This window comes from Pseudomonas furukawaii, assembly GCF_002355475.1.
GTDB classification, from domain to species: Bacteria; Pseudomonadota; Gammaproteobacteria; order Pseudomonadales; family Pseudomonadaceae; genus Metapseudomonas; species Metapseudomonas furukawaii.
Genome location: NZ_AP014862.1, coordinates 3,600,789 through 3,615,083, shown reverse-complemented (window position 1 = coordinate 3,615,083; position 14,295 = coordinate 3,600,789). Strand labels below are relative to the sequence as shown.

14 protein-coding genes are annotated in these 14,295 nt (G+C 68.6%); 1 reads left to right on the top strand and 13 read right to left on the bottom strand.

What is annotated here, in order from left to right; all coding sequences use genetic code 11:
- The first annotated feature begins 3 nt into the window (after window positions 1-3).
- A complete protein-coding gene (locus KF707C_RS16815) occupies window positions 4-2,148 on the top strand; it encodes a 3-hydroxyacyl-CoA dehydrogenase NAD-binding domain-containing protein (RefSeq protein ID WP_004422054.1) in 2,145 nt (714 codons plus the stop codon).
- A gap of 269 nt (window positions 2,149-2,417) precedes the next feature.
- Here the strand turns inward: KF707C_RS16815 and KF707C_RS16810 are convergent, their stop codons facing one another.
- From KF707C_RS16810 to KF707C_RS16750, 13 genes are all read right to left on the bottom strand, one after another.
- Window positions 2,418-3,338, bottom strand: coding sequence for a sugar kinase (locus tag KF707C_RS16810; protein ID WP_036993543.1), 921 nt, complete (start codon window positions 3,336-3,338; stop codon window positions 2,418-2,420).
- Window positions 3,335-3,739, bottom strand: a complete 405-nt coding sequence (locus KF707C_RS16805; RefSeq protein ID WP_004422052.1) for a RidA family protein — start codon at window positions 3,737-3,739, stop codon at window positions 3,335-3,337. Before KF707C_RS16805 ends, KF707C_RS16810 begins: the two co-directional genes overlap by 4 nt.
- Window positions 3,736-5,211 (bottom strand): N-acyl-D-amino-acid deacylase family protein, encoded by a 1,476-nt coding sequence (locus tag KF707C_RS16800; RefSeq protein WP_004422050.1) that lies wholly within the window; start codon window positions 5,209-5,211, stop codon window positions 3,736-3,738. The genes KF707C_RS16805 and KF707C_RS16800 overlap by 4 nt, the downstream gene beginning before the upstream one ends.
- Window positions 5,212-5,214: 3 nt before the next feature.
- Entirely contained in the window at window positions 5,215-6,078 is an 864-nt protein-coding gene (locus KF707C_RS16795; protein ID WP_004422049.1) for a MurR/RpiR family transcriptional regulator, read from the bottom strand.
- A gap of 63 nt (window positions 6,079-6,141) precedes the next feature.
- On the bottom strand, window positions 6,142-7,167 hold the full coding sequence (locus KF707C_RS16790) for an ABC transporter ATP-binding protein (RefSeq protein WP_004422047.1): 1,026 nt from the start codon (window positions 7,165-7,167) through the stop codon (window positions 6,142-6,144).
- On the bottom strand, window positions 7,164-8,171 hold the full coding sequence (locus KF707C_RS16785) for an ABC transporter ATP-binding protein (RefSeq protein WP_004422045.1): 1,008 nt from the start codon (window positions 8,169-8,171) through the stop codon (window positions 7,164-7,166). Before KF707C_RS16785 ends, KF707C_RS16790 begins: the two co-directional genes overlap by 4 nt.
- Before the next feature lie 2 nt (window positions 8,172-8,173).
- Window positions 8,174-9,043, bottom strand: coding sequence for an ABC transporter permease (locus tag KF707C_RS16780; protein WP_004422042.1), 870 nt, complete (start codon window positions 9,041-9,043; stop codon window positions 8,174-8,176).
- 1 nt (window position 9,044) lies between these two features.
- Complete coding sequence (locus KF707C_RS16775; protein ID WP_004422040.1) at window positions 9,045-9,986, bottom strand: ABC transporter permease; 942 nt, start codon at window positions 9,984-9,986, stop codon at window positions 9,045-9,047.
- A 54-nt stretch (window positions 9,987-10,040) separates the two neighbouring features.
- Window positions 10,041-11,600: an ABC transporter substrate-binding protein gene (locus tag KF707C_RS16770; protein WP_004422037.1), complete on the bottom strand. Its 1,560-nt coding sequence runs from the start codon at window positions 11,598-11,600 to the stop codon at window positions 10,041-10,043.
- Between the two features lie 93 nt (window positions 11,601-11,693).
- Window positions 11,694-12,965 (bottom strand): amino acid deaminase, encoded by a 1,272-nt coding sequence (locus tag KF707C_RS16765; RefSeq protein ID WP_004422035.1) that lies wholly within the window; start codon window positions 12,963-12,965, stop codon window positions 11,694-11,696.
- A gap of 341 nt (window positions 12,966-13,306) precedes the next feature.
- The gene (locus KF707C_RS16760) at window positions 13,307-13,678 is read right to left on the bottom strand and encodes a glutaredoxin family protein (protein ID WP_004422031.1); all 372 of its coding nucleotides are present in this window, start codon (window positions 13,676-13,678) and stop codon (window positions 13,307-13,309) included.
- 66 nt (window positions 13,679-13,744) lie between these two features.
- Window positions 13,745-14,002: a hypothetical protein gene (locus KF707C_RS16755; protein ID WP_004422029.1), complete on the bottom strand. Its 258-nt coding sequence runs from the start codon at window positions 14,000-14,002 to the stop codon at window positions 13,745-13,747.
- Window positions 14,003-14,021: 19 nt separating this feature from the next.
- Window positions 14,022-14,246, bottom strand: coding sequence for a hypothetical protein (locus KF707C_RS16750; RefSeq protein WP_004422028.1), 225 nt, complete (start codon window positions 14,244-14,246; stop codon window positions 14,022-14,024).
- Window positions 14,247-14,295 lie beyond the last annotated feature (49 nt).

Here is a 14,295-nt window from a genome sequence, read left to right as displayed (position 1 = left end):
AAAATGACTGACGCCATCCGTTACGAAAAAGGCCCGGACAATATCGTCGTCCTGACCCTCGACATGCCCGGCCAGAGCGCCAACACCATGAACGCCGTGTACCGCGAGGCGATGGCCAAGACCCTGGACCGCCTGGAGGCGGAGAAGGACGCCATCGCCGGGGTGATCCTCACCTCTGCCAAGAAGACCTTCTTCGCCGGCGGCGACCTCAATGAGCTGGTCAAGGTCACCCGCGCCGATGCCGGCGACTTCTATCGCATGGTGCTGGGCATCAAGGGGCAGCTGCGCCGCCTGGAAACCCTCGGCAAGCCGGTGGTGGCCGCCATCAATGGCGCGGCCCTGGGCGGTGGCTGGGAAATCTGCCTGGCCTGCCACCACCGCATCGCCCTCGGCGAAAGCCACGTCCAGCTCGGCCTGCCGGAAGTCACCCTGGGGCTGCTGCCCGGCGGCGGTGGCGTGGTGCGCATGGTGCGCCTGCTGGGTATCGAGAAGGCGCTGCCGTACCTGGCCGAAGGCTTGAAAGTGCGCCCGGACCAGGCCCTCAAGGCCGGCCTGATCCACGACATCGCCCAGGACCGCGATGAGCTGCTGGCCAAGGCCCGCGCCTTCATCGCCGCCAACCCCGGCGCCGTGCAGCCCTGGGATATGAAGGGCTACAAGATCCCCGGCGGCACCCCATCCACCCCGGCCGTGGCGCAGATGCTGGCCATCGCCCCCAGCGTGCTGCGGGACAAGACCAGGGGCTGCTTCCCGGCGCCGGAGAAGATCCTCTGCGCCGCCGTCGAAGGCGCCCAGGTGGACTTCGACACCGCCCAGCTGATCGAGGCGCGCTACTTCACCGAGCTCACCACCGGCCAGGTGGCGAAGAACATGATCGGCACCTTCTGGTTCCAGTTGAACGAGATCAACGCCGGCGGCTCCCGTCCCAAGGGCCCGGCCCGCCATGAGACGAAGAAGGTGGGCGTGCTCGGCGCCGGCATGATGGGTGCGGGCATCGCCTACGTCTCGGCCGCCGCCGGCATCGAGGTGGTGCTCAAGGACGTCTCCATCGAAGCCGCCGAGAAGGGCAAGGCCTACTCCGCCGGCCTGCTGGACAAGCAGGTGGCGCGCGGCCACATGACGCACGATGCGCGCGACGCCTTCCTCGCCCGGATCAAGCCGACCGTGGATGACGCCGACTTCGAAGGCTGCGACCTGATCATCGAGGCGGTGTTCGAGAACCGCGAGCTCAAGGGCAAGGTCACCGCTGCCGCCGAGGCCGCCGCGTTGCCCGATGCGGTAATCGCCTCCAACACCTCGACGTTGCCGATCACCGGCCTGGCCACCGCCGTGGCCAGGCCGGAGAAGTTCATCGGCCTGCACTTCTTCAGCCCGGTCGACAAGATGCCGCTGGTGGAGATCATCCGTGGCGAGAAGACCTCGAACGAGACCCTGGCCCGTGGCTTCGACTATGTGCTGCAGATCCGGAAGACCCCGATTGTGGTCAACGACAGCCGTGGTTTTTTCACCTCACGGGTGTTCGGCACCTTCACCAACGAAGGCATCGCCATGCTCGGCGAGGGCGTGTCGGCGGCGATGATCGAGAACGAGGCCCGCAAGGCCGGCATGCCGGTGGGGCCGCTGGCGATCTCCGACGAGGTCTCCATGAGCCTGATGACCCACATCCGCAACCAGACCGCCGCCGACCTCCAGGCCGAAGGCAGGGCCATGCCGCAGCACCCGGCCTTTTCCGTGATCGACCTGATGGTCACCGAGTACCGGCGTCCGGGCAAAGCGGCGGGAGCGGGCTTCTACGACTACCCGGCGGGCGGCAGGAAGCACCTGTGGCCGGGGCTGAAGGCGCACTTCGAGAAGGCCGACCGGCAGATTCCCCAGGAAGACGTGCGCGACCGCATCCTGTTCATCCAGGCCATCGAGACCGTGCGCTGCGTGGAGGAGGGCGTGTTGCTGTCCACCGCCGACGCCAACATCGGCTCGGTCTTCGGCATCGGTTTCGCCGCCTGGACGGGGGGAGCGCTGCAGTTCATCAACCAGTACGGACTGGACGACTTCGTCGCCCGCGCCCGCTACCTGGCCGAGCAGTATGGCGAACGCTTCGAACCACCGGCGCTGTTGCTGGAAAAGGCGGCCCGGGGCGAGTCGTTCTGACCACGCCTCATCGCACAGGCGCGGGATCGCCGGGGCCGCGTAGGAGCGAGCTTGCTCGCGAACGGACCGGATCGCGTGGTTCGCCGGCAAGCCGGCTCCTACGGGGCTGGGGCAGCGCAGGAGCGAGCTTGCTCGCGAACGGGCCGAATTGTGCGGTTCGCCGGCAAGCCGGCTCCTACGGGGCTGGTGCCGCGTAGGAGCGAGCTTGCTCGCGAACGGACCGGATCGCGTGGTTCGCCGGCAAGCCGGCTTCTACGAGGCCCGACGAGCTAACCGCCCGGATCGATTCCGGGCATCGAGCCCCGGGGGATGATCGCGCCGAAGTGACCGATCACGGTGGCCGCCAGGCGATGGCCATTCTCGGCTGCATGCCGCTCGTCCAGGCCCTGGATACGGCTGGCGAGGTAGGCGGCCGCGAAGGCATCGCCGGCGGCGCAGGTGTCGACCACGCGCGGGACGGACTGGGCCGGCACTTCGAGCCAGTGATCGGGGCCGGCCAGCAGGCAGGGCTCTGCGCCACGCTTGACCACCACCTCCCCGCAGCCACTGTCCAGGGCGTTCCGGGCGACTCGGGCGGCGTCTCGAAGGCCGTGCAGCTGGCATTCGTCGTCGAGGGTCAGCAGGGCGATATCGGTCATCGCCAGCATCCGTTCCTGGGCCGCACGGGCCTCGGCGGCGTGCCAGAGTGCGGGGCGGAAATTGTTGTCGTACCAGAGCTGGCCGCCTTCGGCGCGAAAGCCTTCCAGGGCGTCGAGGAAGGCCTCGCGGCGCTGGCCTGGAAACAGCGCCAGGCTGATGCCGGAGAGGTAGAGCGCGTCGGTCCTTCGACGGTCCAGCCAGGGCGTGAAGTCTTCCACGGTGGCGAAGTGGCGGCGGGCGGCGCTGTTGTCGCGCCAGTAGAAGAAACGGCGTTCCCCGTCCGGGTCCAGTTCCACGAGGTAGAGGCCGGGAAGCTCCCCCGGTCGTACCGCCACCCGTTCGGTGTCCAGGCCTTCCTCCCGCCAGCGGGCGAGCATGTCCCGGCTGAGCGGGTCGTCCCCCAAGGCGCTGATGTAGGCCACCGGCTCGGGTTCGCTGGACAGCAGGCGGGCGAGGTAGAGCGCGGTGTTGAGGGTATCGCCGCCGAAGCGGCGCTCCAGGGGCGAACCGCTCAGTTCGATCATGCATTCCCCGAGGCAGGCGATTCTCATGCCGAGCCTCCCTTGGCGCCGGGAAGCCGGTAGGCGACGCAGTCCACTTCGACCTTGCAGTCGATCACCAGGCTGGAGACGACGCAGGCGCGGGCCGGCGGGTGCGCGCCGAAGTAGGTCTGGAAGACCTGGTTGAACGCGGCGAAGTCGCGCGGGTCGTCCAGCCAGACGCCGCAGCGAACCACGTGCTCCGGTCCGTAGCCGGCGTTCTCGAGGATCGCCAGCAGGTTGCGGATGCACTGATGCGCCTGGGGGACGATGCCGCCGTCGGCGACGATGCCGTCCTTGAGTGGCGTCTGGCCCGAAACGTACAGCCAGCCGTCGGCTTCGACGGCCTGGGCGAAGGGCAGGGGCTGGCTGCCGGTGCCCAGGGCGATGCCGTGGCGTTTGAGCGCGTTCATTGCGATTCCTCCTGGAGGATGGTCTGGCCCGGGAGGTTCTCCCGAGGCAGGAAGCGGCCGGCCCGTTGCGTCTGGGCCTGGCCATGAAGGCAGGACAGCGCGCCGTTGACCCACACCGCGTGAATGCCTGTCGCGGCGCGTCGCGGTTGCTCGAAGGTGGCGGTGTCGGACACCGTCTGCGGGTCGAAGAGCACCAGGTCGGCGTGGAAACCGGGTTCGATTCGGCCGCGTTCGCCGAGCCCGAAGCGCATGGCGCTGAGGCCGGTCATCTTGTGCACCGCCTGTTCGAGGGGGAGCAGGCGCTGTTCGCGGCAGTAGTGGCCCAGCACCCGGGGGAAGGTGCCCCAGAGTCGCGGGTGGGGGCGCGGGTCGTCGGGCAGGCCATCGGAGCCCACCATGGTCAGGGGATGGGCGAGGATGCGGCGGACGTCGGCTTCGCTCATGCAGCGGTAGACCGCACCGGCCGGCTGCAGGCGGCGAGCGGCCTCCAGCAGGGGCAGTCGCCAGCGTTGGGCGATGCGCGCCAGGGGCTGGCCGGCCTCTTCGGGATGAGGCTCCGACCAGGTGATGAGGATGTCGAAGTCTCCGGTGACCTGGTTCAGGTCCAGGGTGGAGGCGCTGGCGGCGTAGGGGTAGCAATCGCAGCCCAGGGGTTGCCGGCGGGCCGCCTGTTCGAGGCTGGCCAGGACTTCGCCGCTGCGTCCCCAGTTGCCGGCGCCGGCGCATTTGAGGTGGGAGACTATGACGGTGCAGCCGGCGTGCCGGGCGATGTCGAAGGCCTCGTCCAGGGCGTCGAGGATGCCGTCGAACTCATCCCGCAAGTGGGTAGCGTAGAGCGCCCGGCAGCGTGACAGCTCCTCCGCCAGCTGGCGGACCTCGTCGGTCGGCGCCGACGCCGCGCTGGCGTAGGCGAGGCCGCTGCTCAGGCCCAGGGCGCCGGCGTCCAGGCTGTCCGCCAGTTGCCGGCGCATGGCTGCGATTTCCGCGGGTGAGGCGGGGCGGTCGAGGCGGTCCAGGTGATTGCTACGCAGGGCGGTGTGGCCCACCAGCGCGGCGACATTGACCGCGGGCCTGGCCGCCTCCACGGCCAGGCGATAGTCGGCGAAGCGCGGGTAGCGGAAGGCGCTGGCCGGTCCGAGGAGGTTCATCGGGTCCGGTGGCGCGCCGGTGAGGCTGACCGGCGCCGCGCTGATGCCGCAATTGCCGACGATCACGGTGGTCACGCCCTGGCTCAGCTTGGGCAGCATCGAGGGCTGGCGGATCACCTGGGTGTCGTCGTGGGTGTGGACGTCGATGAAGCCCGGGGCCAGCACCAGGCCACGGGCGTCCAGTTCCCGGCGGGCCCGTGCCTGGCCCGCGTCGCCCAGCAGGGCGATGCGCTCGCCCCGGATGGCGAGGTCGGCAATGTAGGAGGCCCGGCCGCTGCCGTCGACGATGGTGGCCTGGCGAATCAGCGTGTCGAAGGTGTCCATGGCTCAGTCTCCCAGCGGCAGTCGATCGTCGCCCTGGCGATAGTCGTCCAGGGCCAGCTTCACCCGGCGCAGCAGTTCCTGGCTTGCACCGGGGTCGCGCAGCGCCAGCTCGGTGGCCAGCAGGTCGATGGCCAGCAACATGCCGTAGCGGGCGGCGGTGGGTGTGTAGATGAAGTCGGATTCCTCCAGGTGCAGGGGCAGGTGCAGGTCGGCGAGGGTCGCGAGGGGGCTGTCGGCGCGGGTGATGGCCAGCAGCCGGGCACCGTAGGAGCGCGCCAGGCGTGCGGTTTCCAGCAGGTCGGGGGTGATGCCGGTAATCGACAGCAGCACCAGCAGGTCGGACGGCCCCAGGCTGGCGGCGGCGATGCGCATCAACACCGGGTCGTGGTAGGTCGAGACGACGTGGCCGAGGCGTACCAGGCGGTACTGGATTTCGCTGGCGAACACCGTGGAACAGCCGCCCATGCCGAAGGCGACGATCTTTCCGGCCGAGGCGATGAGGTCGACCGCCTGGCGGAAGCGGGCTTCGTCAAACCCTTCGAGGTGCCGGTGCAGGCTGTGCTCGATGTCCCCCAGCACCCGTCGGAAGAAACGCGAGGTGGTCCGGGGGGCGTCGCCGGGGGCGAGAAAACGGTTACCCACGGCGGCGGCCCGCGCCAGTCGCAGACGCAGTTCGCGCAGGTCGCCGCAATCCATGAGCCTGGCGAAACGGGACATGGCGGCCTTGCTCACGCCGGCCCGCGCGGCGAGCTGGTCGATGCTGGCGGACGCCGCGAAGCCCACGTCCTCGAGGATGGCCCCGGCGATCCGGGCGGCGTTGCCCCGCAGCTGATCCCGGCGGCTGCGGATCAGGTAGAGAATGTCCATCTCAGCATGGCCTCCAGCGGTTCCGGGGCGTTCCGGCGAGCTGGGAATCGATGCGCATGGGATCTAGCCTCCCTTCGTCGAAACCGGAAGTTCGTCAGCCCGTGGCGGGTCGAACAGGCGCCTGCAGCTCGCGAAGTGATCGGGCCCGACCTGGGACTCGCGCAGGTTGGGAAGGGCGCAGAGGTCGATGGCATCCGGGCAGCGGGTCCGGAACACGCAGCCGGAGGGCGGGTCGAGCGGGCTGGGAATCTCGCCCGCGAGGGCGATCCTCGTGCGTTGGGCGCGCGGATCCGGCACCGGTGCGGCGGACAGCAGGGCGCGGGTATAGGGATGCCTCGGGTTGGCGTAGACCTGGCGGGTGGGGCCGCGTTCCATGACCCGGCCCAGGTACATCACCACCACGTCGTCGCACAGGTAGTCCACCACGGCCAGGTCGTGCGTCACGAACAGCAGGGTCAGTCCCAGGTCGCGCTGCAGGTCCTGCAGCAGGTTCAGCACCTGCGCCTGCACCGACACGTCCAGGGCGGACACGGGTTCGTCGGCCACGATGAAATCCGGCTCCACCGCCAGCGCGCGGGCGATGCCGATGCGCTGGCGCTGGCCGCCGGAGAACTCGTGGGGATAGCGGCGACCGTGGTCGGCGTCCAGGCCCACGCGCTCCAGCAATTCGCCGATGCGGGCGGCGCGGCGATGCTGTGCGAGCCGATGGGTGTCCAGGGCTTCGCCGAGGATCTCGGCCACCGTCATGCGCGGGTTGAGGCTGGCGTAGGGATCCTGGAACACAATCTGCATGCGGCGGCGCCAGGGCAGCATCTGCCTGTCGGACAGGGCGGTGATGTCGTGCCCATCGAACAGGATGCGGCCGGCGCTGGGTGTGAGCAGGCGCAGCAGCGCCCGACCGGTGGTGGTCTTGCCCGATCCTGACTCACCCACCAGGCCCAGGATCCTGTTCTTCGGTATATCGAAGCTGACACCGTCCACCGCCCGCACGACGGGCGCATGACGCGCCTGCGAGGTGGGGAAGTGGACCTTCAACTCTTCGATGCGGACCAGCGACGCGTTCGCGCGCGACCGTTGGAGGTTCGTCATATCCGATTCACCTTGATGCAGCGTGCGCGATGTCCGCTGCGCACGGGGACCAGTTCAGGCACGGCGGCGCGGCAGGCCTCGGCGGCCAGGTCGCAGCGCGGCGCGAAGGTGCAGCCCGGTGGCAGCGACAGCACGCTGGGCACGTTGCCGGGGATGGCGCGCAGCCGTTCGCCGGAGGCGAGCAGGTCCGCCGTGGGCAGGCAGGACAGCAGGCCGCGCGTGTAGGGGTGCGAGGGGCGTTCGAACAGGTCGTGGACGCCGGCGTCCTCGACCACGCGTCCGGCATACATGACCGCCACGCGATGGGCGATCTCGGCTACCACCGCCAGGTTGTGGGTGATGAACAGGATGCTCATGCCCATCTCGGCCTGCAGGCGGCGCAGCAGGTCCAGGATCTGCGCCTGCACGGTCACGTCCAGCGCGGTGGTGGGTTCGTCCGCGATCAGCACGGCCGGATCGCAGGCCAGCGCCAGCGCAATCATCACGCGCTGGCGCATGCCGCCGGACAACTGGTGGGGGTACTCGTGCACGCGCCGGTCGGCTGCGGGGATCTCCACCCGGTCCAGCATGTCGCGTGCGCGCTTCAGGGCCGCCGTCCGGCTGCCGCCCTGGTGCTGCAGCACCGCTTCCGCGATCTGGTCGCCCACGGTGTACAGCGGATTCAGGCTGGTCATGGGTTCCTGGAAGATCATGGCGATCTCGGCGCCACGGATGCGCTGCAGGGTGGCCGGGCTGGCCCGGGCCAGGTCGTGTCGCGCGCCCTGGCGGTCGCGGAACAGGATGCGACCCGCCTCGATGCGGCCCGCCGGCCTGGGCAGCAGTCCCATGATGGACAGGCTGGTGACGGACTTTCCGCAACCGGACTCGCCCACGAGGGCCAGCGTCTCGCCCCGGGCGAGATCGAAGGTCACGCCGTCAACGGACTTGGCGATGCCATCGCGGCTGTGGAACCAGGTCTTGAGTCCGTCCACGGACAGCACGACGTTTCGGGGGCTTGCCGTCATGATCACAGCTCCTTGCGCAGGCGGGGATCGAGCACGTCGCGCAGTCCATCGCCCACCAGTTGCAGCGACAGCACGGACAGCACGATGGCGATGCCCGGGAAGACCATGATCCAGTCGGCCGAGCCCATGTATTGCTGGCCGGCACTGATCATGGTTCCCCAGGTGGGGATGTCGGGCGAGACGCCCACGCCCAGGAACGACAGCCCGGCCTCGGCCAGGATGGCGTAGGCGAAGATGAAGGTGCCCTGCACCAGGATTGGGGACGCCAGGTTGCGCAGCACGTGCACCGTGACGATGCGCCAGGTGGGCACGCCCAGGGCGCGGGCCGCCTCGACGAAGGGCAGTTCGCGGATCACCAGCGTGGAAGCGCGGACGATGCGCGCCAGCCTCGGCGTGTAGACGATGCCCAACGCGATCACCACGTTGATCAGCGAGGGGCCCAGCGCGGCCACCAGGGAAATGGCCAGGAGGATGTCGGGAAACGCCATCATGGCGTCGATCAGGCGGGACACGAGCCTGTCCGCCGAGCGGAAGAATCCGGCGATCAGCCCTAGCGCGATGCCCAGCGCGCCGGACAGGACGACCACGGCGAAACCCACCATCAGGGACAGCCGGCCCCCGTGGATCACACGGCTGAACAGGTCGCGGCCGAACTCATCGGTGCCGAACCAGTGCGCCGTGCTGGGTGCCTTCAGCCGGTCCATGATGGACAGCTTGAACGGATCGTGGGGGCTGATCCAGGGCGCCAGCAGGGCGGCCGCCACCAGCACGGCCAGGAGGATCAGGCTGATTAGCACCGTCTTGCGCGAGACCAGGAGGCGCAGCACCTGCCAGCGCTCGGCGCCGATGTTCGGGGAGGTCGTGCTGGCCATATCAGTAGCGCACCCGGGGATCGACCAGCAGGTAGAGCAGGTCGATGAACAGATTGATCAGGACGTAGAGGGCCGCGATGACCAGCAGCGCGCCCTGGATGACGGGGTAGTCGCGACGCAGCACGGCCGACACCACCAGGCTGCCGACGCCCGGCAGGCCGAAGACTGTCTCGGTCACCACCGCGCCGCTGATGAGCAGGGCGGTGGTCAGGCCCAGCACCGTCAGAATGGGAATCAGCGCATTGCGCACGGCGTGCCTGAGGATGACCCTGCTCTCCGGCAGCCCCTTGGCGCGCGCGGTGCGCACATGGTCGTCACGCAGCACGTCCAGCATGCTGGCGCGGATGAAGCGCGTGATCAGCGCGGAGTTCACCAGCCCCAGTACCAGGGAGGGCAGGACCAGGTGCGACAGGCGCGTCGCCAGCGAGGCGTCCGGCCCGCCGTAACCGGCCACCGGCAGCCAGCCCAGCTTCACCGAGAACAGCTGCATCAGCAGCAGCCCCAGCCAGAAGCTGGGCACGCTGGAGAGGAACATGGAGCCGGCGAGCACCGACTGGTCCAGCGCCGTGCCGCGTCGCACCGCCGACAGAATGCCCACGGGCAGCGCGATGGCACTGGCGATCAGCAGCGACATGAGCGTGAGCAGCAGCGTGGGCTCGGCACGGTCCGCCAATGCGGCCAGTACGGGCTTGTTCATGAAGATGGACTGGCCCAGGTCGCCCTGTGCCAGCTTGCCCAGCCAGCCCAGGTATTGCAGGGCGATGGGCCGGTCCAGGCCCAGCTGTGCGCGCAGCGCGGCGATGTCCTGCTGGCTGGCCTGGGGGCCCAGCATCACGGCGGCGGGATCGCCCGGCGTGACGCGGATGATGACGAACACGATGGACGCGACGATGAACATCACGGCCACCAGCCCGACCAGTCGGTTCAAGAGGTAGCGCGGCATGATGCGGTCCTGACGTGGAGGCGCGAGGGGGGGAGACGGCAGTGCCGTTCCGGTTCAGTTGGCGGCCTTCCAGGCATTCCAGAAGAACGGCCAGGGTGCGGGCTGGGTGCCTCGCAACGACGGGGAGCGGGCCGCCAGGGCGTTGAAGTCGCCCACCTTGATGAAGGGCACTTCGTCATGCACCGCCTGCTGCACCTCGGCCCAGCGCAGGATGCGCGCCTCCTGCGTGCGCGCCTGGTTGAAGGCGTCCATCACCTGGGCGCGGCGCGGGCTGTCCCACCAGCCCGGGGAGTCCCTGGAGGGGAAGTCGATCAGGGCCGGTTCAGGCAGGAAGGCGCTGTGGGTGATGAAGACGTCCCACACGGCCGGGTCCTGGCGGCGCTGGGTCAGCGTGGCCCAGTCCACTACCTGCAGCTCCGGGGCGAAGCCGGCCGCCTTCAGGTGCTCCGCCGCCACCAGGGCCATCTTGTAGTGGAACTCGTACTGCCGGCTGGTGAGGATGCGGAGCGTTCTGTCGGTCGCGGCGGCGCTGTCGAGCAGCTTCCTGGCGGTCAGGCTGTCGGCCTTGTTGTAGACCTCGCCGCCCAGCGAGGTGGCCCAGGGGTAGCCCTCGGGGTAAAGGTCGCCGTTGAGGCTGTAGAACGCGGGGTCGCCAAAGGCGGCGAACAGCATTTCCTCTTCGTTCAGCGCCAACTGCACGGCCTGGCGCGCCGCGAGGCTGGACAGGATGCCCTGCCGGGTGTTGAGCACCAGGCGCGGCCAGCCGAAGGGCTCGAGCATGACCCGCTCGGAGCGGCTGCCCTGGAGTTTGCCCAGGGCCTCAACCGGCAGCGAGTCGACATAGTCGAACTGGCCGGCCATCGCCGCTTCGCTGCGGGTGTTGGCGTTGGCCACCGGTACGAAGCGGATCTCGTCCAGGTACTGCCTGCGGGCGCCGCCATAGCCGTTGGGCTCGCCCGGCCGCTGCCTGTAGCCGTCGAAGCGCATCAGCTGGATGTACTGGTCGGGCACGCGCGCCTTGAGCTGGTAGGGGCCGGTGCCGACGAACTCGGTCAGCACCGGGGCGATCTTGTCCTTGGGCATGATGACCGCGGCGGCGTTGTTCAGGGCGAGGAGCGCGACCAGGGGCGCATGGGGCTGCCGGAGACGGATGACGATGGTGTGGGCATCGGGTGCCTCGATGCTGCTGATGACCCTGGCTGCGGCTTTGCCTCGGCTGGCCGTGGTGGTCCAGCGCTCGAGGGAGGCGAGGACGTCGGACGCATCCATCGGGGAGCCGTCATGGAAGCGGATGTCCTGGCGCAGCGGGATGCGGTAGACCCGTCCATCGGGGCTCACCTCGGGCAGTTCTTCGGCCAGGAGCGGCGTCGGGCGCCACTCGGCGTCGAAGGTGTAGAGGGTCTCGAAGAGGTGCTGGGCCAGGGTCCCGACCAGGTCCGCGGTGCTGCTCATGGGGTCGAGGGTCGGTGGCTCGCCGATGGTGGCGACGGTGGCGATGCCCCCCGCCACTGGCGTCGCGCCGAGCGACGGGGCGAGCAGGCCGGACAGGGCCAGGGTTCCTGCAAGCAGCAGGCGACGCGCCCGGCTGCGGGATGAAGGGCTTGGAATGATCATGGCTCAGGTTCCTCGGGGGTTGAGCACGGATGGCCTGCGAACCGGATGCCGCCGGCCGATGGACTCCGTGCATGCACGACCGGCGTGGAGCGCCTAGAAGAGGGTTTCCACTGCTCCGGTGACCCGGTACTCGTCATCCACCAGCAGCAATTGCCGCCATTTGTCGAAGGTCAGGCAGGGGTGGGAAATCTCGAAGGCGAGGAGGTCGCCCACCCTGACATCGGCGTTGCCGGGCAGGGTCATGAAGGCGTGCTGGTCCATCATGCGGGTGAGGCGCCAATCCTCGGGCACGCTCCGAGGCGGGCGCTGCGCCCCCGGGCGGTGATGCAGCGCGGGTATCGGCAGGCCGGCGTCGAAGGCCGCATCGCGCTTGCCCAGGGCGACTATGGCCAGGCCGGGCTCGGGCAGGGACTGGACGTTGGCCCAGAGCTGCAGGGCCGGCAGCAGGCTTTGGCCCATCTCCCGGGCTACCGGGTTGCTGGCGAGGAAGCGCTGTTCGGCCTCCCGGTAGATGCCGGCATCGTGGGTCAGGTAGCAGCCGGGACGCAGGATGATCTGCAGCGGTTTGCCGAGGTCCTGGCCGGTGAACTCTTCGGCCACCACGTCGAACCAGGCCGATCCGGCTCCGGAGAGCAGAATCTCCGGTTCCTGGAAGTGCCCGGCGTCGGCCAGGGCACGGGTGCGTTCCAGTACATGGCGCAACAGGGCGCGAATGGCCGTTTCGTTCTGCAGCACGCCTTCGTACAGCTCGGTGCCCACCAGGCGGATGGACTGGGGCCAGCGGGTGATGGCCTCGATCAGCGCGGCTTCCTGCTGCGGGGTGCGAAGGCCCGTTCGGCCTCCTGTGGCACCGTATTCGATGAGCACCCGCAGGCGTTGTCCCGCTTCGGCGAAATAGCGGCCGAGGTCATCCAGGTTGTCGGCGGAATCCACCAGGCAGCAGAAGCTGAAGGACGGGTCCCGCTGCAGACGGGCGATGATCGCCATGTTCGCCTTGCCCACCAGTTGGTTGGCCATCAGCACCCGGCGAACGCCTCCTGCGTAGGCGGCCTGGGTCTGCGGCGCGGTGGCCAGGGTGATGCCCCAGGCGCCATGCTCCAGCTGCATTCGGAAGAGGGCGGGGCTCATGGTGGTCTTGCCGTGGGGCGCCAGCTGGACGCCGTAGCGCTGGATGAATTGCTGCATCCAGCGCAGGTTGTGGAGCATGCGGCTCTGGCGCAGGACCGCGACCGGCAGGCTCACGTCTTCATCGAGAATGCTCCAGCCCAGTTGTCCGACTCCGCCGGCCTGAAAACCGTCGGGTACCTCGCCCAGGCCCTTGCTCAACAGGTTGAGTGGCTGTTCTTGAAACTTGTTTTCAGTCATCGCGGCTATCCCCCTGAGTTCCTGAAAATAAGTATCACCGACGGCGCGTGGGTCACCAGTCGGCCGGCCGCGATTTACTCGGGTCGGTCAACAGGGTGGGAAAGGGCTGGCTGAGTCCGGCAGCAAAGGTGGAATGCCCGGTGGATTGAGGCGTTCGGCGAGACTGCTAGATCGAAGCGGGAAGGTGCCGGCAGGTGAGGGGCGCGATTCGCAGCAGGGGAGTTGGGGTTTCACGGCCCTTCTCGGACCGTGAATAAGGGCTGACAGCGCATTCCGAGGGGGGATTCGTCCGCGTCCTCAGCCGCGCGGGGAGCGCTGGCCCCTCGGGGGCAGCGCCAAGGTCAGTTGCCGGCGAAGCGGCTTTCCAGGTAGCGGATGATGTCGTTGGATTCGTACATCCAGCGGGATTCGCCGTTTTCGTCGATGCGCAGGCAGGGCACCTTGATCCGGCCGCCGCCGGCCAGCAGTTCGGCGCGACGGCCTTCATCATGCTTCGCGTCGCGCAGCTCGATGGGCAGGTTCAGCCGGTGCATGGCGCGGCGGGTCTTCACGCAGAAGGGGCAGGCGTGGAACTGGTAGAGGGCGAGGCTGGCGGTTTCCTCGGCGATCCTGGCTTGCGCCTCGGGGCTGCGGCTCAGCTTGCGCGGACGGGTGATGAAGTCGAGGAAGATGATCAATTGGCCCAGGCCGACTCGTACTGCCTTGATGAACACTGCTGCGTACCTTTGTCTGGAAAAAGGGGCGGCAGTCTACCCGAACCGCACGGCCCCGACCGCCCTTCAGGCCAGACGGCCATGAAAACCGGCGATGGAACCCAGGTCGAACAGCCGTGGCAGAGGTTGGCGACCGCTCGGCGGATTGCCCGACAGGCTCTTCAGGGCGCGTTCGGTGAGGATGCCGCGACCGATGTTGTGGTTGCACTCGATGGTCTTCGCCACGGCCCCGACGGAACCATGGCTGAAGCCCAGCAGGGAGAATCCATTGGTCATGATGGCCAATGCGGTGAGGAGAAAGAGTCGGGTCCTGTGCTGCTTCATGGTCTATCGCCTGTCCGGGTCAACCTTGGGTTCTTCCGCTGGTTTTCTTCTGGCTGGCCAGCAGCACCGGAATGCTCTGGCTGAGTTGCTGGTAGAAGCTCATCGAGGCGTCAACGGGGCTGGCGCCGACTCGCCCGCGCTCGTAGCCGAAGCTGATCGCCAGGACCACCGTCACCACGATGAAATACAGGCCGAGGCTGGCGAGGGCGCCGTTGCGGGCGTAGCGGACAGTGGCGTTCTTCATGGCATTGGCTTCGCGAGTGGGCTGGGATGGGGCGTAGATTCGCTGAAAG

Coding starts and splice junctions, on each gene's coding strand:
- KF707C_RS16810 (WP_036993543.1), bottom strand. CDS start 3,338: ATGAGAATCGCCTGCCTCGGGGAATGCATGATCGAACTGAGCGGTTCG.
- KF707C_RS16805 (WP_004422052.1), bottom strand. CDS start 3,739: ATGAACGCGCTCAAACGCCACGGCATCGCCCTGGGCACCGGCAGCCAG.
- KF707C_RS16775 (WP_004422040.1), bottom strand. CDS start 9,986: ATGCCGCGCTACCTCTTGAACCGACTGGTCGGGCTGGTGGCCGTGATG.
- KF707C_RS16770 (WP_004422037.1), bottom strand. CDS start 11,600: ATGATCATTCCAAGCCCTTCATCCCGCAGCCGGGCGCGTCGCCTGCTG.
- KF707C_RS16800 (WP_004422050.1), bottom strand. CDS start 5,211: ATGGACACCTTCGACACGCTGATTCGCCAGGCCACCATCGTCGACGGC.
- KF707C_RS16795 (WP_004422049.1), bottom strand. CDS start 6,078: ATGGACATTCTCTACCTGATCCGCAGCCGCCGGGATCAGCTGCGGGGC.
- KF707C_RS16750 (WP_004422028.1), bottom strand. CDS start 14,246: ATGAAGAACGCCACTGTCCGCTACGCCCGCAACGGCGCCCTCGCCAGC.
- KF707C_RS16780 (WP_004422042.1), bottom strand. CDS start 9,043: ATGGCCAGCACGACCTCCCCGAACATCGGCGCCGAGCGCTGGCAGGTG.
- KF707C_RS16815 (WP_004422054.1), top strand. CDS start 4: ATGACTGACGCCATCCGTTACGAAAAAGGCCCGGACAATATCGTCGTC.
- KF707C_RS16755 (WP_004422029.1), bottom strand. CDS start 14,002: ATGAAGCAGCACAGGACCCGACTCTTTCTCCTCACCGCATTGGCCATC.
- KF707C_RS16790 (WP_004422047.1), bottom strand. CDS start 7,167: ATGACGAACCTCCAACGGTCGCGCGCGAACGCGTCGCTGGTCCGCATC.
- KF707C_RS16785 (WP_004422045.1), bottom strand. CDS start 8,171: ATGACGGCAAGCCCCCGAAACGTCGTGCTGTCCGTGGACGGACTCAAG.
- KF707C_RS16765 (WP_004422035.1), bottom strand. CDS start 12,965: ATGACTGAAAACAAGTTTCAAGAACAGCCACTCAACCTGTTGAGCAAG.